At 68.7% G+C, this 19,940-nt stretch carries 16 protein-coding genes; 13 read left to right on the top strand and 3 right to left on the bottom strand.

What is annotated here, in order from left to right; all coding sequences use genetic code 11:
• The first annotated feature begins 634 nt into the window (after nucleotides 1–634).
• From FBX97_RS06835 to FBX97_RS06800, 8 genes are read left to right on the top strand one after another with little or no spacing between them, the layout of a single operon-like run.
• Nucleotides 635–1,825 (top strand): acyl-CoA dehydrogenase family protein, encoded by a 1,191-nt coding sequence (locus tag FBX97_RS06835; RefSeq protein ID WP_141829773.1) that lies wholly within the window; start codon nucleotides 635–637, stop codon nucleotides 1,823–1,825.
• 8 nt (nucleotides 1,826–1,833) lie between these two features.
• Nucleotides 1,834–2,643, top strand: a complete 810-nt coding sequence (locus tag FBX97_RS06830; protein WP_141829771.1) for a methionine ABC transporter ATP-binding protein — start codon at nucleotides 1,834–1,836, stop codon at nucleotides 2,641–2,643.
• Nucleotides 2,636–3,313 (top strand): methionine ABC transporter permease, encoded by a 678-nt coding sequence (locus FBX97_RS06825; RefSeq protein ID WP_141829769.1) that lies wholly within the window; start codon nucleotides 2,636–2,638, stop codon nucleotides 3,311–3,313. The genes FBX97_RS06830 and FBX97_RS06825 overlap by 8 nt, the downstream gene beginning before the upstream one ends.
• A 28-nt stretch (nucleotides 3,314–3,341) precedes the next feature.
• Nucleotides 3,342–4,169 (top strand): MetQ/NlpA family ABC transporter substrate-binding protein, encoded by an 828-nt coding sequence (locus FBX97_RS06820; RefSeq protein WP_141829763.1) that lies wholly within the window; start codon nucleotides 3,342–3,344, stop codon nucleotides 4,167–4,169.
• 7 nt (nucleotides 4,170–4,176) lie between these two features.
• On the top strand, nucleotides 4,177–5,559 hold the full coding sequence (locus FBX97_RS06815; RefSeq protein ID WP_141829761.1) for an LLM class flavin-dependent oxidoreductase: 1,383 nt from the start codon (nucleotides 4,177–4,179) through the stop codon (nucleotides 5,557–5,559).
• Between the two features lie 31 nt (nucleotides 5,560–5,590).
• Nucleotides 5,591–6,580 (top strand): aliphatic sulfonate ABC transporter substrate-binding protein, encoded by a 990-nt coding sequence (locus tag FBX97_RS06810; protein ID WP_141829759.1) that lies wholly within the window; start codon nucleotides 5,591–5,593, stop codon nucleotides 6,578–6,580.
• A gap of 1 nt (nucleotide 6,581) precedes the next feature.
• Complete coding sequence (locus FBX97_RS06805) at nucleotides 6,582–7,406, top strand: ABC transporter permease (RefSeq protein ID WP_370457167.1); 825 nt, start codon at nucleotides 6,582–6,584, stop codon at nucleotides 7,404–7,406.
• Entirely contained in the window at nucleotides 7,403–8,122 is a 720-nt protein-coding gene (locus tag FBX97_RS06800) for an ABC transporter ATP-binding protein (protein ID WP_141829757.1), read from the top strand. The genes FBX97_RS06805 and FBX97_RS06800 overlap by 4 nt, the downstream gene beginning before the upstream one ends.
• 6 nt (nucleotides 8,123–8,128) lie before the next feature.
• Here the strand turns inward: FBX97_RS06800 and FBX97_RS06795 are convergent, their stop codons facing one another.
• Nucleotides 8,129–9,244 (bottom strand): NADH:flavin oxidoreductase, encoded by a 1,116-nt coding sequence (locus FBX97_RS06795; RefSeq protein ID WP_141829755.1) that lies wholly within the window; start codon nucleotides 9,242–9,244, stop codon nucleotides 8,129–8,131.
• A 118-nt stretch (nucleotides 9,245–9,362) separates the two neighbouring features.
• Between FBX97_RS06795 and FBX97_RS06790 the strand changes: the two genes are divergently transcribed.
• Nucleotides 9,363–10,244 carry a LysR family transcriptional regulator gene (locus FBX97_RS06790; RefSeq protein ID WP_141829752.1) on the top strand — a complete coding sequence of 294 codons (882 nt, stop codon included), beginning with the start codon at nucleotides 9,363–9,365 and terminating at the stop codon, nucleotides 10,242–10,244.
• Nucleotides 10,245–10,252: 8 nt separating this feature from the next.
• Here the strand turns inward: FBX97_RS06790 and FBX97_RS06785 are convergent, their stop codons facing one another.
• Nucleotides 10,253–11,482 (bottom strand): zinc-dependent alcohol dehydrogenase, encoded by a 1,230-nt coding sequence (locus FBX97_RS06785; RefSeq protein ID WP_141829750.1) that lies wholly within the window; start codon nucleotides 11,480–11,482, stop codon nucleotides 10,253–10,255.
• Nucleotides 11,483–11,719: 237 nt separating this feature from the next.
• On the opposite strand from FBX97_RS06785, the gene FBX97_RS06780 reads away from it, so the two are divergent.
• From FBX97_RS06780 to FBX97_RS06770, 3 genes are all read left to right on the top strand, one after another.
• A complete protein-coding gene (locus FBX97_RS06780; RefSeq protein ID WP_141829748.1) occupies nucleotides 11,720–13,216 on the top strand; it encodes an APC family permease in 1,497 nt (498 codons plus the stop codon).
• On the top strand, nucleotides 13,213–13,833 hold the full coding sequence (locus FBX97_RS06775) for a cyclopropane-fatty-acyl-phospholipid synthase family protein (protein ID WP_141829746.1): 621 nt from the start codon (nucleotides 13,213–13,215) through the stop codon (nucleotides 13,831–13,833). The genes FBX97_RS06780 and FBX97_RS06775 overlap by 4 nt, the downstream gene beginning before the upstream one ends.
• Nucleotides 13,834–14,124: 291 nt before the next feature.
• Nucleotides 14,125–15,930: an AI-2E family transporter gene (locus FBX97_RS06770; RefSeq protein ID WP_255517329.1), complete on the top strand. Its 1,806-nt coding sequence runs from the start codon at nucleotides 14,125–14,127 to the stop codon at nucleotides 15,928–15,930.
• 17 nt (nucleotides 15,931–15,947) lie between these two features.
• Here FBX97_RS06770 and cyoE read toward each other — a convergent pair whose 3' ends face one another.
• Nucleotides 15,948–16,886 (bottom strand): heme o synthase, encoded by a 939-nt coding sequence (cyoE, locus tag FBX97_RS06765; RefSeq protein ID WP_141829742.1) that lies wholly within the window; start codon nucleotides 16,884–16,886, stop codon nucleotides 15,948–15,950.
• Nucleotides 16,887–17,173: 287 nt separating this feature from the next.
• Here cyoE and FBX97_RS06760 point away from each other — a divergent pair, with 287 nt between their 5' ends.
• Nucleotides 17,174–19,936, top strand: a complete 2,763-nt coding sequence (locus tag FBX97_RS06760; protein ID WP_141829740.1) for a TonB-dependent receptor — start codon at nucleotides 17,174–17,176, stop codon at nucleotides 19,934–19,936.
• The last annotated feature ends 4 nt before the right edge of the window (nucleotides 19,937–19,940 follow it).

The raw sequence follows: 19,940 nt of genomic DNA, 5'->3' as shown, positions 1-19,940 counted from the left end.
AGATGTACTGGTACTGCTTTTTCGTATGCGCACCCAACGCCGCCATCCTGATGCGCTGATCGCGACCACGAGCATCCAGAACAATAACGCAAGACCCAGCCGTGGCCACAGAAGATCATCCAGACCTGTCGCTATCGACAAGGGATCTCTAGCCACTGAACCAATCGGTGAGGTCGTCCGACTATCTGCAAGGAATGGTAGCGGAAACCCATACGCGAGTACCGGGCAATAGAGTGGCGTGCCCAGATTGCCGCAGACGGCGACAACATGTCCTGGCGCAACCAGCGACAAGTAGGTGAGACCGGCTGCACTCACAAAGCGCAACGCAATCGACTTCATGCGCAACACGGTTCTGCTCATCGGGTCCTTTACCACATTTAACGGTTCCTCATCCTTCGCCTTGGTGCGCTCCTGGCCACTAGCGGACGGTGAGTATGGCTCACTGTACGACCTTCATGCCATCAGAGCAAGAACGGGCTTTGTCAAGCGCTTCGATCCGTTTCCGCCCATGCCGCGCACATGCTTAGACGCTTTTCGTTTTAGCGTTTAGCAAATATGCAAGCCCGAATATCTTCGTTCACGCACCGACAGCCGTTTGCAATACTGGCTGCCATTGCTGACCTGGATATTCACCATGCACCTGGCATTTCCCGCTGCGCCCACCGAGTTTGATCCGATCGCCGCCGCCGACAGGCTGGCCGAACGCCTGGCCACTACCGCGGTAGAGCGCGACCGCGTCGGCGGCCATGCGGCCGAAGAACGCGAATGGATCCGCGCCTCCGGCCTGCTGGCGCTCTCGATCCCGGCCGAATTCGGCGGCCTCGGCGCCGACTGGCCCACGGTCTACCGCGCCGTGCGCATCGTCGCCCGCGCCGACAGCGCCCTGGCGCACCTGCTCGGCTTCCACCACCTGCAGCTGGCCGGCATCCGGCTGTACGGCAGCAGCGGGCAGCAGCGGCGCCTGCTGACCGACACCGTCGCCACCAACGCCTTCTGGGGCAATGCCCTGAACCCGCTCGACAAGCGCCTGGTCGGTGTGCCCTCGGCCGGCGGCTACCTGCTGAACGGGATCAAGAGCTTCGCCTCCGGCTCGGTCGGTTCCGACTGGCTCACCATCTCCGCCTGGGACCCGCTGGCCGCCGCGCCGCTGATCGCCGTACTGCCGACGCGCCAGGCCGGCATCGAGGTACAGGCCGACTGGGATGCCTTCGGCCAGCGCCAGACCGACAGCGGCAACGTCCGCTTCAACAACGTCACGCTGAGCGACGACCTGGTGCTGCAGCATGCCGGCCGCGCCGCCACGCCGCAGGCGACGCTGCGCTCGCAGGTGGCCCAGCTGGTCGTGACCAATCTCTACCTCGGCCTGGCCGAAGGCGCGCTGGCGGCCGCGCGCGGCTACCTGCGCGACGAGGCGCGGCCCTGGTTCGCGTCCGGCGTGGAAAACGCGGTCGACGATCCCTTCATCCAGCACCGCTTCGGCGAATTCCACCTGCTGGTGCGCCCGGCCCAGCTGCTGGCCGACGAGGCGGCGCGCAAGCTCGATGCCGCCTTCCGGCGCGGTGCCGACCTGACCGCGGCGGAGCGTGGCGAAGTGGCGGTGGCCGTGGCCGAAGCCAGGGTGCTGGCGCACCGCGCCTCGATCGAGATCGGCAGCCAGCTGTTCGAGCTGACCGGCGCCCGCTCGACGTCCGCCCGCTTCGGCTTCGACCGCTTCTGGCGCAATGCCCGTGTGCACACGCTGCACGATCCGGTCGACTACAAGCTGCGCGACCTGGGGCGCTACGCCCTCGAAGGCCGCCTGCCGGAACCGACCGCCTATTCGTGAGCACTGCCATGCACACCGAAGCCGAGCCGCTGATCCGCCTCGAAGGCATCGCCAAATCCTTCGCCACCACCGCCAAGGCCGACGGCGAGCACTACGCCGCCCTGTGCGACGTCACGCTGGAGGTCGAGCGTGGCGACATCTTCGGCATCGTCGGCCGCAGCGGCGCCGGCAAGTCGACGCTGCTGTGCATGATCAACCTGCTGGAAACCCCGGACGCCGGATCGGTGATCGTCGCCGGCCAGGACCTGACCCGCCTGAGCCGGCGCGGCCTGCGCCTGGCACGGCGCAACATCGGCATGATCTTCCAGGGCTACAACCTGCTGCAGAACCTGGACGTGCACGCCAACGTCGCCTTCCCGCTGCGCCTGCACGGCCTGCTGAATGCGCCGCGCCTGGAACGGCGGGTGCGCGAATGCCTCGACCTGGTCGGCATCGGCGACAAGGCGGCCAGCTATCCGGCCCAGCTTTCCGGCGGCCAGAAGCAGCGTGTGGCGATCGCGCGGGCGCTGGCCAGCCAGCCCGACATCCTGCTGTGCGACGAGCCGACCTCCGCGCTCGACGCCGAGACCACGCGCGGCCTGCTGGCCACGCTGCGCGAGGTGAACGCGAATCTCGGCGTGACCATCGTCATCGTCAGCCACGAACTGCCGGCGCTGGGTGCGCTGTGCAAGCGCGTCGCGGTGCTGGAAGACGGCCGCGTGGCCGAGCAGTTCGACCTGGCCGACACCAGCACACCGCGCCTGACCGCGCTCGGGCGCGAACTGGCCTTCCACGGCACCGAAGCAGGCGCCGCCCTGCAGGGAGCGCTGCATGCCTGACGCCTCGACCCTCGACAAATTCATCGCGCTGCTCCCCGAACTGCTGGTCGCCCTCGGCCAGACCCTGACCATGCTCGGCATCGGGCTCGGGGCGGCGCTGCTGCTGGGCGGCCCGCTCGGCATCCTGCTGTTTTTGGTCGGCGACGGCCAGTCGCTGCAGAACCGGACCCTCGCCGCGGTGCTGGGCTGGATTGTGAACACGGTGCGCTCCTTCCCTTTCATCATCCTGCTGGTGGCGCTGGTGCCCTTCACCCGCATCATCGCCGGCAGCTCGATCGGGCCGCTGGCCGCGGCGGTGCCGCTGTCGGTGGCGGCGATCCCGTATTTCGCGCGCCTGGTCGAACAGACGCTGCGCGAAGTGCCGCGCGGCGTGATCGAGGCGGCCGAGGCGATGGGCGCCTCCGAGCTGCAGATCGTGACCCGGGTACTGCTGGTCGAAGCGCGCGCCGGCCTGGTGCTGGCGCTGACCGTCCTCGCGATCAGCTTCCTGTCGTATTCGGCGGTGGCGGGCGTGGTCGGCGGCGGCGGCATTGGCGACCTGGCGATCCGCTACGGCTACTACCGCTTCGAGACCGACGTCATGGTGTTCACGGTGGCGCTGCTGATCGTCCTGGTGCAGCTGATCCAGTTCGCCGGCACGCGGGTGGCGCGCCGGCTCGACAAACGCTGACCCATTCATACTAATAAAAAGGAAGCCCATGAAGATTCAACGCCGTGCCGCACTGGCGCTCCTGCTGGCACTCGGTTGCAGCCTGCAGGCCGGGGCCAAAGACCCGAAACAGATCGTGATCGGCACCAGCGCCGGCCCCTACGCCGACCAGGTCAAATACGGCATCAAGCCGATCCTGGAACGCCAGGGCTGGCAGGTCAAGGTGGTCGAATTCAACGACTACATTCAGCCGAACTTCGCACTGGCCGAGGGTGCGCTCGACGCCAACGTGTTCCAGCACAGCGTCTACCTGAATAAATTCTCGCGCGACCACAAGCTGGCGCTGTCCGAACTGGTCACGATCCCGACCGCGCCGATCGCGATCTACAGCCGAAAGCACCGCAGCCTCGACGAGGCGCGCGCCGGCAGCACCGTGGCGCTGCCGAACGACCCGACCAACGGGGCGCGCGCCCTGGTCATGCTCGAGCAGCTGGGCTGGATCCAGCTGCGCACGAACACCAATCCGGTCAAGGCCTCGGAGCGCGACGTCGCGCGCAACATCCGCGGCGTGAAGCTGCTGCCGCTGGAAGCAGCCCAGCTGCCGCGCGCGCTGCAGGATGCCGATTACGCATTCGTCAACGGCAACTACGCGCTGGCCTCGGGCCTGAAGCTGACCGAGGCGCTGCGCACCGAAAAGATCTCGCGCAACTACGTCAACCTGGTAGCGGTGCGCAGCGCCGACCTGGACAAACCCTTCGCGCGCGACCTGGCTGCGGCCTACCGCTCGCGCGACTTCCTGGCCTGGACCGAGCAGCACAACGCCGGCTACGCCAAGACCGACTACCAGCTGGCCATGCTGGCCCAACGCGCAAAATAACACCTCGATGAGCAAGCCGATCCGCTTCAACGCCTTCCAGATGAACACCGTGGGCCACCAGTCGCCCGGCCTGTGGACCCATCCGCGCGACACCAGCACGCGCTACAAGACCGCCGCGCACTGGGTCGAACTGGCGCAGTTGCTGGAACGCGGGCGCTTCGACGCCCTGTTCCTGGCCGACGTGCTGGGCATCTACGACGTCTACGAAGGCAGTCCCGATGCCGCGCTGCGCAACGCGGTGCAGGTGCCGCTGGCCGATCCGCTGGCGCTGGTGCCGCTGCTGGCCCACGCCACCGAACACCTCGGCTTCGGCGTCACCGCCGCCCTCACCTACGAGCATCCGTATACGTTTGCGCGCCGCATGTCGACGCTGGACCACCTGAGCGGCGGCCGGGTCGGCTGGAACATCGTCACCGGCTACCTCGACAGCGCTGCGCGCAACCTGGGCCAGACCCGCCAGCTGGGCCACGACGAACGCTACGACCTCGCCGACGACTACCTGGAGGTGGTCTACAAGCTGTGGGAAAAGAGCTGGGACGACGATGCCGTGGTGGCGGACAAGGTCGAAGGCGTGTACGCCGACCCGGCCCGGGTCCACGCCATCCGGCACCAAGGCCCGCACTACACGGTACCCGGCATCCACCTGTGCGAACCCTCGCCCCAGCGCACGCCCTTCCTGTACCAGGCCGGCACCTCGCCGCGCGGCCTCGCGTTCGCGGCGCGCCATGCCGAGGCGACCTTCGTGGCCGGCCCCAGCAAGCAGGTGGTGAAAAAATACGTCGACGCCACCCGCGCCGCGGCCCGTGCCGCCGGCCGCGATTCCGACGAACTGCTGGTATATGCGCAGGCGCTGATCGTCACCGCGCCGACCGCCGCCGAAGCCCAAGCCAAGTACCAGGATTACCTCGAACACGTCGACGTCGAAGCGGCGCTGGCGCTGCTGTCCGGCTGGACCGGGGTCGACTTCGCGCGCCTGCCGCTGGATGCCACCGTCGAGTACATCGACACCGACGCCGGCCGCACTGCGCTGGCTTCGCTCAGCGCCGCCGACCCGGAGCGCACTTGGACCGTGCGCGAGGCGGCGCGCTTCATCGGCCTGGGCGGCCGCGGGCCGGTGCTGGTGGGCGACCCCGGCCAGGTGGCCGACCAGCTCGACGCCTGGCAGGAAGCGACCGGCGCCGACGGCTTCAACCTCGCCTTTGCCGTGGCCCACGAATCGATGCGCGACGTGGTCGAGCTGGTGGTGCCGGAGCTGCAGCAGCGCGGGCGCTACCGTACCGACTATCCCGGCGGCACCCTGCGCAGCCAGCTTCTGGGCCGGGGCGACCGGTTGGCGCCGCACCATCCCGGGCAGCGGGTCAGCATCGTACCGCAGCAATCCGCCGCCTGAACAGGTTTTCAGCCAATAAGAAAGGAAAAGAGTGAAACGCCGTACCCTGCTCCAACTCGCCGCCGCCGGCGCGGCTGGCATAAGCGCTGCCACGCTGCCGCGCCTGGCCGCCGCCGCGCCGCTGGAGGAAATCCGCCTCGACTACGCCTATTATTCGCCTACCAGCCTGGTACTGCGCCGCTTCGGCTGGCTCGAACAAGCCTTCAAGGCCGACGGCACCAAGGTCAAATGGGTGTTCAGCGCCGGCAGCAACCGCGCCCTGGAGTACCTGAACGGCAACAGCATCGACATCGGTTCCTCGGCCGGCCTGGCCGCGCTGCTAGCGCGCGCCAACGGCACGCCGATCCGTGCCCCCTACATCTTTTCGCGGCCCGAATGGACTGCGCTGGTGGTCCCGAAGAATTCCCCGATCCGCACCCTGGCCGACCTGAAGGGCAAGAAGGTCGCCGCCACCAAGGGCACCGATCCCTACCTGTTCCTGCTGCGCTCCCTGCAGGTGGCCGGCCTGAAACGGTCCGACATCGAGCACGTCAACCTGCAGCATGCCGACGGCCGCACGGCGCTGGAACAGGGCAAGGTCGATGCCTGGGCCGGCCTCGATCCGCACATGGCCGCGAGCGAACTGGAAAGCGGCGCGCGCCTGCTGTACCGGAATGTCGCGTTCAATACCTACGGCTTCCTGAACGTGCGCGAGCAATTCCTGGCCAGCCATCCGAACGAGACGGCGCGCGTGATCCAGGCGTATGAAAAGGCGCGCGCCTGGGTACGCGCCAACCAGACCGAGGCAGCGAAGATCCTGTCGGAAGAAGCCAAGGTATCGCTGCCGGTGGCCCTATTGCAGATCAAGCTGCGCAGCGACTTCAGCCAGCCCCTGCCCGGCAACGAATACCTGGCCGCGCTGCGCCAGGCGGCGCCGATCCTGCGCGCGGAATCGCTGGTCAAGCCGGGCGCCGACCTGGAGCGTTCGATCGCCGACCTGGTCGACACGCGCTTCGCCCGCCCCTACATCGCAAAGGCTTGACGTGACGACCCGCGTGCTCGATGTCCCCGCAGCCGGCACACGGCGGCGGCGCCGTGGCGGTGTGCCCCTGCTGCTGGTCCTGCCCTTCGTGCTGCCGGCGCTGCTTCTGGGCGGCGCCGAGCTGGCCGTGCGCGCCGGTGTACTGCCGGCCAACCTGATGCCGCCGCCGTCCGAAGTCGCACGCACGCTGGCGTGGCTGGCCGAAAACGGCCTCGGCGCCCACCTGGCGGCCAGCACGGCGCGCGTCGCCATCGGCTTCCTGGCCGGCGCCGGCGCCGCGCTGCTGGCCGGCGCGCTGGTGGCGCTGGACCGCCGCGCCGCCGCGCTGTTCGATCCGACGCTGCAGGCGCTGCGCGCGATCCCGTCGCTGGCCTGGGTGCCGCTGCTGCTGCTCTGGTTCGGCATCGACGAGCTGCCGAAGCTGGTCCTGATCGCGATCGGCGCCTTCTTCCCGGTCTACACCGGCGTGGTGTCGGGCTTTGGCGGGGTGGATCGCAAGCTGGTCGAGGTGGCCCAGCTGTACCGGCTGGCGCCGCTGGCGCTGGTGCGCCGGGTGCTGCTGCCGGCGGCGCTGCCGGCGATCCTGACCGGGCTGCGCACCGGCCTGTCGCTGGCATGGATGTTCATGGTGGCTGCCGAGCTGATCGCGGCCACGCGCGGCCTCGGCTACCTGCTGTCGGACGGGCGCGAGACCAGCCGTGCCGACATCGTACTGGCGGCGATCGTGCTGCTGGCGGTGCTGGGCAAGCTGAGCGACATGGGGATGGTGGCCCTGGAACGGCGCCTGCTGGCCTGGCGCGACGACTTCGCGGGAAGCCGGGCATGAGTTTTCTGGAAATCGTCGTCGACGAAAAGCGCTACGGCGAACGCACCGTGCTGAAGAACCTGCGCCTGACACTGGCGCGCGGCGAGATCGTCAGCCTGGTCGGTCCCAGCGGCTGCGGCAAGAGCACGCTGCTATCGATCGTGGCGGGACTCGACAAGGGGGCGCGGGCCACGGTGCGGCTGGAAGGCGCCTCTGACGGTGAAGGCATCGGCTTCGTGTTCCAGGAGCCTCGCCTGTTTCCGTGGCTGGACGTGGCGCGCAACATCGCCTTCGGCAGCGGCGATGCGCCACCCTCCGCGGCGGCCGTCGATGCGCTGCTCGCCGAAGTCGGCCTGGCCGGTTATGGCGCCCACCTGCCGCGCCAGCTGTCCGGCGGGCAGGCCCAGCGCGTGGCGATCGCGTGCGCGCTGTACACCCGGCCGCGCGTGCTGCTGCTGGACGAGCCGTTCTCGGCGGTCGACGCGCTCACCCGCATCAAGCTGCAGGACCTGCTGGCGCGGGTGGCGCGCGAGCGCGGCTTGAGCGTGCTGCTGGTCACTCACGACATCGACGAAGCGGTACACCTGAGCGACCGCATCGTGCTGCTCGACCGCCAGCCCGGCCCGCCGCGCGCCGAGACGCCGGTCGCGCTGGCGCGCCCGCGTGCGCGTGGCGATGCCGAAGCCGCCCGGCTCAAGGCGGCGATCCTGGCCATGTTCGACCTGGAAACCGCCTGACGCCGGCTAGCGCACCAGCTCGATGGCCAGCTCGCTGTCCTTGACGTCGGCGATCGGACCCAGGATCGCGCCGTCGAATTCGCGCAGCGCCTCGCCCTTCTCCAGCAGATGCGGCAGGTCGGGGTTGGCCAGCGCGCCACGGCCCAGCGCCACGATGTCGGCGCCATGCTGCAGGATGTCGGCGGCGCGTTCCAGGCTGTGCAGCGAACCGTTGGCGATGATGGTGACGTCGGGCGCATGGCGGCGCGCCAGCGCGACCAGGCTGTGGCTGCCGCCTTCGAACGCCGGTTGCCATGCTTCGAATTCGGTGACGTGGATGAAGTCGGCGCCCGCTTCTGCCAGTGCACCGAAAATGATGGCGGCATCGGCTTCGCGGCCCGGCCACTTGTTGGTGAAATCGTTCACCTTGCCCTGCGAGATGCGGATGCCGACCGGCACCTCGCCGCCTAAGGCCGCCTTTACTGCCTTCAGCACTTCCACCAGCAGGCTGACCCGGCCCTGCGTGCTGCCGCCCCAGCGGTCTTCACGCACATTGGTGTGCGCGGTCAGGAACTGGTCGAGCAGGTAGCCGTTGGCACCGTGGATTTCGATGCCGTCGAAGCCGGCGACGCGCACGGCGCGCAGCGCCGACTGGACGAAGCCGTCGATGGCCTCGGCAATCTGTTCTTCCGTCATGGCGACCGGATCGGCGTAGTCGCCCTCGCCATGGTAGAACCCCATCTGCTTGCCGGCCGGCTTGACTGCCGACGGCGCCGCCGTGTGATCGCGGTAGGGATTGCCCTGGCTCAGGGCGCCTGCATGCATGAGCTGGGCGAACACCAGCGTGCCCTGCTCATGGGCGTCGCGGGTCACGGCGCTCCAGCCCTGGGCCTGCTCGTCGTCGGTGATGCCGGGCTGGTTGCGGTAGCCCTGCGAAAACGCCTTGTCCGTGTACAGGCCTTCGGTGATGACCAGGCCGAACCCGCCCTTGGCGAAACGCGCGTAGTAGTCGCGCATCGTCGCCGTCGGCACGCCGGCCGGTGTCGCGGTCACGCGCGTCATCGGCGCCACTGCCAGGCGGTTCTTGACGGACACGCCGTTCTTATCATGTCTGGATAAAATCGCGGATAGTGCTTGGTTCATGGTCGACTCTCTCGTGAGGATTGTGCTGCGGGTGCAGTCATGAATGCAATAATAGGGGCACTTGTTCGCCAGAAAAAGCGCTGCAAGTGTGAAACCGCTTTAACAAAAAAGGTTATAAATGCAGATAGCGGATCTCCGCATCTTCCTGGCCGTGGCGTCTGCGGGCAGCTTGTCGGCGGCGGCGCGGCAGCTGGACATCGGTCCGATGCAGGTGTCGCGCAGGATCGCCGTGCTCGAAGAAGAGCTCAGCGTGCGCCTGTTCCACCGCACCACGCGCTCGGTCGCGCTGACCGCCGAGGGCGAAGCGCTCCTGCCGCATGCCACGACCATGGTCGAGGCCGAGAACAGCGCGCTGGGCGAACTACGGCCGTCGGCCACCAAGGCGTCGGGCCTGCTGCGCCTGACCGCGCCCAGCGTGTTCGGCCAGACCATCGTGCTGGGCCTGCTGCCCACGCTGCTCGCGCGGCATCCGGAACTGCGGATCGAACTGGACGTGTCCGATCGCGTCGTCGATATCGTCGGCCAGGGCCTCGACCTGGCGATCCGCATCGCCACGCTGGGCGATTCGGAACTGGTGGCCAGGAAGATCGCCGCCAACCCGCGCGTGCTGGTGGCTTCGCCAAGATACCTGCAAGGGCGGGGTCGGCCGCGCACGCTTGGCGACCTGGAGGGGCACGACTGCGTCGTGCTGCAGGCAGTGCCGCGCTGGCCCTTCGTGATCGACAGGCAGCTGCAACGCATCCGCGTGAACGCACGCATCACGACAAGTAATGTCGCCACGGCACGTTCAGCGGCCGAGCAAGGCCTGGGACTGGTGATGCTGACTTACTGGGATGTCCAGCAGCAGCTGCGCGACGGCACGCTGCTGGACATCGATCTCGAGGACGCGGCGATGGAAGACCTGTCGGTCTGGGCGATGACGCCCACCCGGCGCCATGTCCCGACGCGCGTCAAGGTTTTCCTCGACGCGCTCGAGCAGGAACTCGCGCGCCTGCGCTGAGCCGAGGCTCAGCCCACCCGGCCTTCGCGCGATTCGATCAGCTCGACCTTGATCCAGCCCGGATGGCGCAGGTCGAACTCCTTATAGGCATCGATCACCGACGGCATCTGCTCGCGCTTGGTGACGACGCCGGTCGGGTCAATCGCGCCGACGCGCACCAGCTCGACCAGGTCGGGCACGTATTTGCGGTGGTTGCAATTGCCCATGCGGATGGTCAAATTCTTGTTCATCGCGGCGCCGATCGGGAAGCTGTTGTCGGCCGGCGGGTAGACGCCGATGATCGACAGGGTCCCGGCCTTGGCCAGCGCCTGCACGGCCCACTGCTGGGCCTGCGATGGGGCGTCGCCCGGCACCCAGTTGTCGCCGTGCGGATGCTGGTGCGGCGCGACCTTCTTCACTTCTTCCGCGAACTCGTCCTTCTTTTGCGCGGCTTCGGCGGCAGCCGGACCGTGGTGCGGGCATTGGGCATCGACGCCGACCGCATCGATCGCGCTGTCCACGCCGACGCCGCCGGTCAGCGCCTTGATGGTCGCGACCGGATCTTCCTCGTCATAGTTGATGACTTCCGCGCCCTGGCGGCGCGCCATCTCGAGGCGGTCCGGCAGGTGGTCGATGGCGAGCACGCGGCTGGCGCCCATCAGCTTGGCCGAGGCGATGGCGAACTGGCCGACGGCGCCGCAGCCGAACACCGCCACCGTATGGCCGGGCTTGATGTCGGCCATGTCGGCGCCGAAGTAACCGGTCGGGAACACGTCCGACAGCAGGATCGCCTGGTCGTCCGTGACGTTGTCCGGCAGCTTGACCAGGTTGACGTTGGCGAACGGGATGCGGGCCTTTTCCGCCTGCAGGCCGTTGAAGCCGCCGGCCGGCTGCGGACCGCCGTAGAACGCGGTGCCGGCGCTCGGGCCGCCCGGGTTGGCGTTGTCGCACTGGGCATAGTAGCCGGCGCGGCAGTAGGAACAGTAGCCGCAGGCGATGGTCGACGGCACTACCACGCGGTCGCCGACCGACAGGTTGCGCACGTTGTTGCCGATCTGCTCGACGATGCCGACCGCTTCGTGGCCGAGGATAGTGCCCTGCTTCATGCCTTCGAAGGTGCCGCGCACGAAGTGCAGGTCGGTGCCGCAAATGGCGCTGGTGGTGATGCGGACGATGGCGTCCTGGTCCTGCTCGATCTTCGGTTCGGGAACGTCATCCAGGCGGATGTCGCCAATGGCGTGGAATACAACGGCTTTCATCGTGGTCCTTTCAATGAGAGTGCACGCCGGGCGCAGGCCGGCATGGGAGATAACAGACTAGCATCGCCTCTTGCTGCACTGCCGCACGTTACTCCTGGTTATCGGCACCGCCAGCGTCCGCCGCCAGCGTTCCCGCCGCCAGACGCCCGGTTGATCCCGGTCTAGCGCCCGCCGGCATGTGGAACTCGCGACGGCTGCGGCAGCCTAACTGGACACACAATCCATGCGCCGCCACCAATGCCGATTCCACCCACGCCAGCCAGCCACGGGCCGGGCGCCGACGCCCTCGATGCCATCGATGGCCCGCGTCCGCTGCTCGGCCTGCGCGAAGCGGTCACGCTGATCGTCGGCGTGGTGGTCGGCGCCGGCATCTTCAAGGCACCGGCGCTGGTGGCCGGTATGACCGCCGACGCATCCTGGATGTTCCTGGCCTGGGCGCTGGGCGGCGTGGTGTCGCTGGCCGGGGCGCTGTGCTACGCCGAACTGTGCACCGCCTACGCCCATCCCGGCGGCGACTACCACTTCCTGCAGCTGGCCTACGGGCGCGGACTGGCCTTCCTGTTCGGCTGGGCGCGCTACGCCGTGATCACCACCGGCTCCATCGCCCTGCTCGCCTTCGTGTTCGGCGACTACCTGCAGCAGGTGCTGCCGCTGCCGGCCGCCACGCCGGCGCTGGGCGCGGCAGCCTGGGCGGCGCTGGCAGTGCTGGCGCTGGCGGTGCTCAACCTGGCCGGCCTGCGCGGCGCCAGCCTGGCCCAGACCGGGCTGACGCTGCTCGAAGTCGCGGCCCTGCTGGCGGTGGCGGCCGCGGCCGCGCTGCTGACCGGTGCGCCCTTGCCAGCCGCCCCGTCCGCCGCGGCCGGCACCGGTCCGCCGGCTTCCTTCGGCCTGGCGATGGTGTTCGTGCTGCTGGCCTACGGCGGCTGGAACGAGGCCGCCTACATCAGCGCCGAAGTGCGCGACGGCCGCCGCAACATGGTGCGCGCGCTGGTGCTGTCGGTCACCCTGATCACCCTGCTCTACCTGCTGGTCGCCTGGGCCTGCTGGCACGCACTCGGCATGGGAGGCCTGGCGGCATCGGGCGCGCCCGCGGCCGACGTCGTGCGGATGGCCTTCGGCGCACCCGGCGAACGCATCCTGGCGCTGCTGGTGGCGGTGTCGGCGCTCACCTCGATCAACGCCACCATGATCGTCGGCGCCCGCACCGGCTATGCGCTGGGCCGCGACTGGCGTGCGCTCGGCTGGCTGGGCGGTTGGGACAGCGCGCGTGGCACACCGCGGGTGGCGCTGCTGCTGCAGTGCGCGGCCGCGCTGGCGCTGGTCGGACTCGGCACCGCGCTCGGCGGCGGCTTCCGCGCCATGGTTGAATTCACGGCACCGGTGTTCTGGCTGTTCTTCCTGCTCACCGGCATCGCCCTGTTCGTGCTGCGGCGGCGCGAGCCGGAACGCCCGCGCCCCTACCGGGTGCCGCTGTACCCGCTGCTGCCGGCCGTGTTCTGCATCGCCTGCGCTGGCATGCTGTGGTCCAGCCTGTCGTATGTGTCGGCGCAGTCGCTGGGCGGGCTGAACGCCGCCTGGATCGGCGTCGCCGTGCTGGCCGCCGGCGTGCTGGTGCTGGCGGCTCTGCTGGCGCTGCAGGCCGGTGCGCACACCGACCGCGGTACGCAGGACCGGCGCGCCGCCGCATCCACGAACAAGCCCACCGAAACCCAAGCCAAGGAGAACCGACGATGACATCGCACACCCGCCGCACCCTGCTGCTGGGCACCGCCGCCGGCGCCGGGCTGGCCCTGGTCCCGGGGCGCGCCCCGTTGGCCCAGGCGGCGCCGTCCATAGCGCCTGCGCCGCCCAGGCTCGACGTGCCCTACGTGCCGACCCCGCAGGACGTGGTCGACCGCATGCTGGCCGTGGCCAAGGTCGGCAAGAACGACGTCGTCTACGACCTCGGCTGCGGCGACGGCCGCATCGTCGTCACCGCCGCCAGGCAGTTCGGCGCACGCGGGGTCGGCATCGACATCAATCCGGAACGCATCGCCGAAGCCAGGGCGAATGCCAAAAAGGCCGGGGTCTCGCAGCGGGTCGATCTGCGCGTGGCCAACCTGTTCGATATCGACCTGTCGCCGGCCTCGGTGGTTACGCTGTACCTGCTACCGAATATCAACGTGAAGCTGCGCCCCCAGCTTTGGAAGCAATTGCGCGTGGGCAGCCGCGTGGTGTCGCACGCCTTCGACATGGGCGCCGACTGGCCGCCCGAGCAGACCGTGGACGCGTCCGGCCGCACGATCTACCTGTGGACCATCACCGCGGCGCAGAAATCGGCGGCTGCGCCGGCCGCCCTGGGCCGGGCCTGAACCCGCCCCGAAACGGACCCGAGCGTGCCGCGGGAGCACTGCCGGGTTGGCTCGACCGTATCCGGTCTGCCTTTGGAGCGCAGTCGCAGTGCACATGCGGCGTAGTTGCGGTTCTTCCGAATTGATCCGCTGCCATTTTTTCGTTACATTGGAGGTTTTATTGACATGGGGTGGCCCGGCGGTTCCCGGCCGCTCCCCGCGATGCGCGATTCTCCATTACTCAAGCACCTGAGCTCCGGCTCCCTCGTAACGGCTTCCTGTTTTCTCGGCCTGCTGTATTTTGGCCGCGACGTGCTTGAACCGCTTGCCCTGGCCTCCATCCTGAGCCTGGTGATCGCGCCATTGATCCGCACCATGCGCCGCGTCGGCATCGGCCAGCTCCCGGCGACCCTGCTGTCGGTGGTCGTGGTCACGACCGCCGTGGTCGGTATCGGCACCATCCTGGCCTTCCAGCTGGTGGCCGTCACCGGCGACCTGCCGAAGTACCGCGCCGCGATCCGCACCAAGATCGCCACCGTGCGCGAGCTGACCGAGCGCCCGTTCGCGCGCATCGAGGCCGAACTGAGCGCAGTGTCGCCGCAGGCACCTTCGGCGCCGGTCGGCAAGCGCGGCATCAATACCGTCACGGTCAGCCCGACCATGCCGCTGCCGGTCGAGGTACGTCCGCCGCGCCTGACCACGCGCGACCAGCTGGCGCGCCTGTTCTCGCTGGCCTGGGGTCCGATCGGCGAAGCCGGCCTGGTGCTGGTGCTATTGATCTTCATCTCGATCGAACACGAATCGCTGCGCGACCGCCTGATCCGGCTCGCCGGCCAGACCGAGGTCAGCCGCACCATCCGGACGCTCGGCGACGCCGCCCAGGGCGTGTCGCGCTTCTTCTTTTCGCAGTTCGTGGTGAACCTGACCTTCGGCACCCTGATCGGCATCGTGCTGGGCGTGGCCGGGGTGCCGCATGCGGCGCTGTGGGGCGCGCTCAGCGGCCTGGTGCGCTTCGTGCCCTACCTCGGCGTGATGGCGGCCGGCATCGTGATCGCCATGTTCGTTGCCGCCATCGACCCCGGCTGGCAACTGGCGGTGTCCTGCATCGTCCTGTTCGTGGCGCTGGAAGTCATCGTCGCCAACGTGGTGGAACCGAAAGTCTACGGCCACAGCTCCGGGCTGTCGCCGCTGGCGGTGATCGTGTCGGCACTGTTCTGGGGGGCGATGTGGGGGCCGGTCGGCCTGCTGCTGTCGACCCCGCTGACGCTGTGCCTGGTCGTGGCCGGCCGCCACGTGCGCGGGCTGGAGCCGGTCACCATCCTGCTCGGCGACGCCCCCAGCGTCAGCGGCGGCCAGCGCTTCTACCAGCGCGCCCTGACCGGCGACGCCTACACCATCCTGCGCGACGCCCAGGCCTACCTGCGCCGCGCCAGCTTTGCGCGCTATTGCGACCAGGTGCTGCTGCCGGGCCTGTCGATTGCAGCGGCCGACCGCCGCAGCGGCCAGATCGACGCCACCCAGGTCGCCACGATCCAGGGCACGACCGCCACCGTCGCCGCCGCGCTGACCCAGGGCGGCCGCGGACCGATGCTCAACCGGCGCCGCCGCAGCCGCGACGTCTCGCTGCTGGACGCCAATCTCGGCGCCCACCTGCGCCAGATGCGCGAAGCGCGCCAGGGCCGCTGGCAGGGCTCGCTCGACGTGCCGCTGCGTTCGGTAGTGCTGTGCGCCGGCCTGCCGGGCGAACGCGACGCCGTGCTGAGCGAACTGCTGGTGCGTTCGCTGCGCGAGGCCGACGTCGACGCCCGCAGCGCCACCATCGACGGCGACGACGAGCGCCCGGACCCGGACAAGTCGGAACTGGTATCGACGATCTTCCTGCCCTATCCGCTGGAAGACCAGCTCGACCCATGGGTCGCCGCCGCCACCCGCCTGCGCGACAATGTGCCGCACGCGCTGCTGGCGACGATCCGACTGTCGATCGACACCTCGACCGTCAGCCAGCCGCTGGTCGAGCAGCACGTCGACATCGTGCTGCGTTCGTTCGAGGAAGCGCTGGCCTTCGTGGCGCCCGAGCGCTCGGCCAAGTGGCAGGGGACGGCGGCAGCGGTGCGCTGACGGCCGCCAGGAAAGTCTCAGCGCGGCAGGTAGTGATCCACCAGCAGCGCCGCGAACAGCAGCGCCAGATAGACGATCGACCAGGCAAACGCCTTGCGAGCGATCGCATCGCTATAGCGCTTGTGCACCAGCCAGCCGTAACGCAGGAACACGGCATTCAGCAGCGCCGCGGCACCCAGGTAGGGCAGCCCGCTCATGCCGACCGCCCACGGCAGCGCCGAGCCGGCCGCCAGCAGCAGGCTGTAGCGCCACACGCACATCCCGGTATGGGCCATGCCGTGCGTGACCGGCAGCATCGGCAGGCCGGAGCGCGCGTAGTCGTCGCGCCGGGCCATCGCCAGCGCCCAGAAGTGCGGCGGCGTCCACAGGAAGATGATCAATACCAGCAGCCAGGCCTGCAGCGGCACGCTGCCGGTGGCCGCGGCCCAGCCCAGCGCCGGCGGCATGGCGCCGGCCAGGCCGCCGATGACGATGTTCTGCGGCGTGTTCGGCTTCAGGAAGATCGTGTAGATGAAGGCGTAGCCGGTGAAGGTGGCCAGCGTCAGCCACATGGTCAGCGGATTCACGCGCGCGTACAGCAGCGCCGCGCCGGCACCGCCCAGCACCAGCGAGAACAGCAGCGCCTGGGTGCGCGACAGCGCGCCGCTTGCGGTGGCGCGGCGCGCGGTGCGCGCCATGCGGGCATCGACCTCGGCTTCGATCAGGCAGTTGACGGCGAACGCGGCGCCGGCCAGCAGCCAGATGCCGGCGGCGGTCCAGGCCAGCAGCGCCCAGTCCGGCGCGCCCGGCGTCGCCAGAAGACTACCGATCACGGCGCAGAACACCGTCATCTGGGTCACGCGCGGCTTGGTCAGCGCCCAGTACTGCGGGATACGGACGGCGAGCGCACGCAGCGCGGCGCTGCCGGCGCCGGCAGCGGATTCTGGCCGCAGCTCGGCGGCGGGATGGTTTCGCATGGTCAAACTCTCATTGCAACGGGTGCGGCGCGCACTCAGGTCGGGCCGCGCTGCGGCGGAGACTGCCGCGGAAAGCGGGCGGCCCGGTATTCGGGGACGCTAATGCTACCGGAAATCGCGGCGCAAGCATTGGGGCAAAATGTCCCAGTTGCGAGACAGGCAATGCGGCCACGACCGCTCTCCCGTATCAGTTCTGCAACGTTTCTGCGGCACCAAGGTGGTTCCGCTTGCCTGACCGTCCTGCCTTGAATATCGTCAAACATGCAATGTATTAACAAAGGGGCAGCATGAAGACGAAGATGACAGGGATTGCCCACGCCGTGCGCGGCGTGGTGCTGGCGGGTACGTGGATGGCAGCCGGCGGCTTCGCCGGCCACGCAATGGCGCAGGAAACACCAATCGCCCCGGACGCGCAGGCCGTGCAGGCCGCGCCGATGCCGACCGTGGAAGTCACCGGCTCGGCGATCCGCCGCGTGCAGGCCGAGACCGCGCTGCCGGTGCAGACCATCGCCCGCGCCGAGATCGACAAGGCCGGCATAACCACCGCCGCCGAACTGATGACGCGGATCTCGTCCAACGTCGGCGGCCTGACCGACGGCGTGAGCATCAACGTCGGCGGCGACCAGCGCGGTTTCAACAGCGCCAACCTGCGCGGCATCGGCACCTCGTCGACGCTGGTGCTGCTGAACGGCCGGCGCATGGCCAATTTCGCCTCGCCCGGCGACGACAGCGGCGTCGATCTGAACAACATACCGGCCGCCGCCCTCGAACGGGTCGAAGTGCTGCTGGACGGCGCCTCCGCACTGTATGGTACCGATGCCATCGGCGGCGTCATCAACTTCATCACGCGCAAGGACTTCCAGGGCCTGGAACTGAATGCCTACGGCCTCAAGACCCGCGAAGGCGGCGCCGCCAAGCGCACTGCCAGCATCGGCGCCGGCAAGGGCGACCTCGATCGCGACGGCTACAACGTGTTCGCGGTGGCCGACTTCCAGCGCACCAACGCCCTGAGCACGGCGCAGCGCAGCTTTGTCAAAGGCCTGCAGGTCGAGCAGCGCCTCGGCCACCTGCTGTCCGGCTACACCAGCCCGGCCAACATCCGATTGAGCACGGCGCAGCGCGACTACCTGCAGGAGAACGGCTTCACCATCAACGGCAAGCCGATCACCAACCGCCTGATCAACCTGTCGGTGCCGAACTGCGCGCCGCCGGACAACGTGTACCTGCCGGCCGGGACAGGCGGCGTCGATGCCTGTACCTACGACTACATGAACGACACCGAGCTGTATCCGAAGTCGGACAAGGCCAGCCTGCTGAGCCGCGGCGTGATCAAGCTCGGCGCCGGCCATCAGGCCTATGCCGAACTCGCCCTGAGCCGCGCGAAGACCGATTACGCCGGCTCGTCGGCGCGCGTGACCGGCTACATCGATTACCGCAAGGTGCCGCAACTGGCGGGCACCGGCCTCGACCAGGTCACCGACGACGACGTGCCCGGCGAACTCGAACTGCGCATGCGCCTGAACGAAGCCGGGCGCCGCACCAGCACCCTCACCAGCGAAGGCGTGCGCGTGGTGGTCGGCCTGAGCGGCAACCTCGGCGGCTGGGACTACGACACCGCATTCAACCACAGCATCAACACCGTCAAGGACGAAGACACCCACGGCTACGTGCTGTACAACGAGCTGTTGGAAGGGATCGCCGACGGCCGCATCAACCCGTTCGGTCCGTCCGGCGCCGAAGGCCGCGCCCTGCTCGACAGCATCCAGGTGCACGACGACGTGCGCCATGCGCGCGGGGTGATGGATTCCTGGGACGTCAGGTTCTCGCGCGCACTGATGAAGATGGCCGGCGGCGACCTGGCGCTGGCCGTCGGCGGCGAGGTGCGGCGCGAAAAGAACGACTTCACGCCATCCGCCCTGCTCCTGAGCGACAACATCAACAACGATGCCGCGCCGGAAGGCGGCCGCGCCACCCATGACAGCCGCAACATCCAGGCCGTGTACGGCGAGTTGCTGCTGCCCTTCGCCAGGCAGTGGGAAGCCCAGCTGTCCGGACGCTACGACCATTACCAGCAGGTCGGCGGCGCCGCCAGCCCGAAGATCGGCCTGAGCTGGCGCCCGGCGGCCGGCGTGCTGCTGCGCGGTTCCGCCGGCCGCGGCTTCCGCGCGCCGTCGATGACCGAGCTGCATCGCCCCACCGTCTACAGCAGCACCGCCACCCTGCCTGACCCGGTCTACTGCGCCACGGTCGACAACAACTATGCCGACTGCGCCGACAACTGGGACACGCGCCGCTACAGCAATCCAGACCTGAAACCGGAACGCAGCCGCCAGTTTTCGCTGGGCGCCGTGGTCGCCGCCGGCCGTCACGTGAACGCCTCGCTCGATTACTGGAACATCAAGCGCACCGACCTGATCAGCGAGATCGGCGACGACGTCATCCTCGGCAACCTGGCCAAGTACGGTGACCTCGTGCACCGCGACGAAGACGGCTACATCGACTATATCGACCTGCGCAAGGAAAACCGCGGCGCCCAGATCGCCAAGGGCCTGGACCTGGCGGTCACGGTGCGCGGCATCGACACCGCGGTCGGCCGCTTCGGCGGGCGCGTCAACGGGACCTACGTGCTCGACTCGAAAATCCAGAACAGCCCCGGCGACACCTACGTCAGCAACCTGGGCAGGTTCGTCACCGACGGCGTGGTGCAGCGCTGGCGCCACACCATCACCCTGGACTGGGAACGCGGTCCGCTGTCGGCCAGCCTGTCGAACACCTATTCGAGCGGCTACCAAGACCAGAACACGGCAATCAACATCGACGACGGCAGCGTGGTGGCGCAGAACCGCGTGAAGCCGTATTCGCTGTGGGACCTGTCGGCGGCCTGGCAGCTCGATCCGGCGCTGAAGCTGCGCGCCGGCGTGCAGAACCTGTTCGACCGCAGCCCGCCGTACTCGAACCAGGCCTACTTCTTCCTGTCCGGCTACGATCCCACCTACACCGACCCGCGCGGCCGCCGCTTCTATGCCAGCGTGAACTACGCGTTCCGTTGACCGG

The organism is Herbaspirillum sp. SJZ107 (genome assembly GCF_006715485.1).
In the GTDB taxonomy this organism is placed as follows: domain Bacteria; phylum Pseudomonadota; class Gammaproteobacteria; order Burkholderiales; family Burkholderiaceae_D; genus Telluria.
This window is presented reverse-complemented; position numbering and strand designations above follow the sequence as displayed.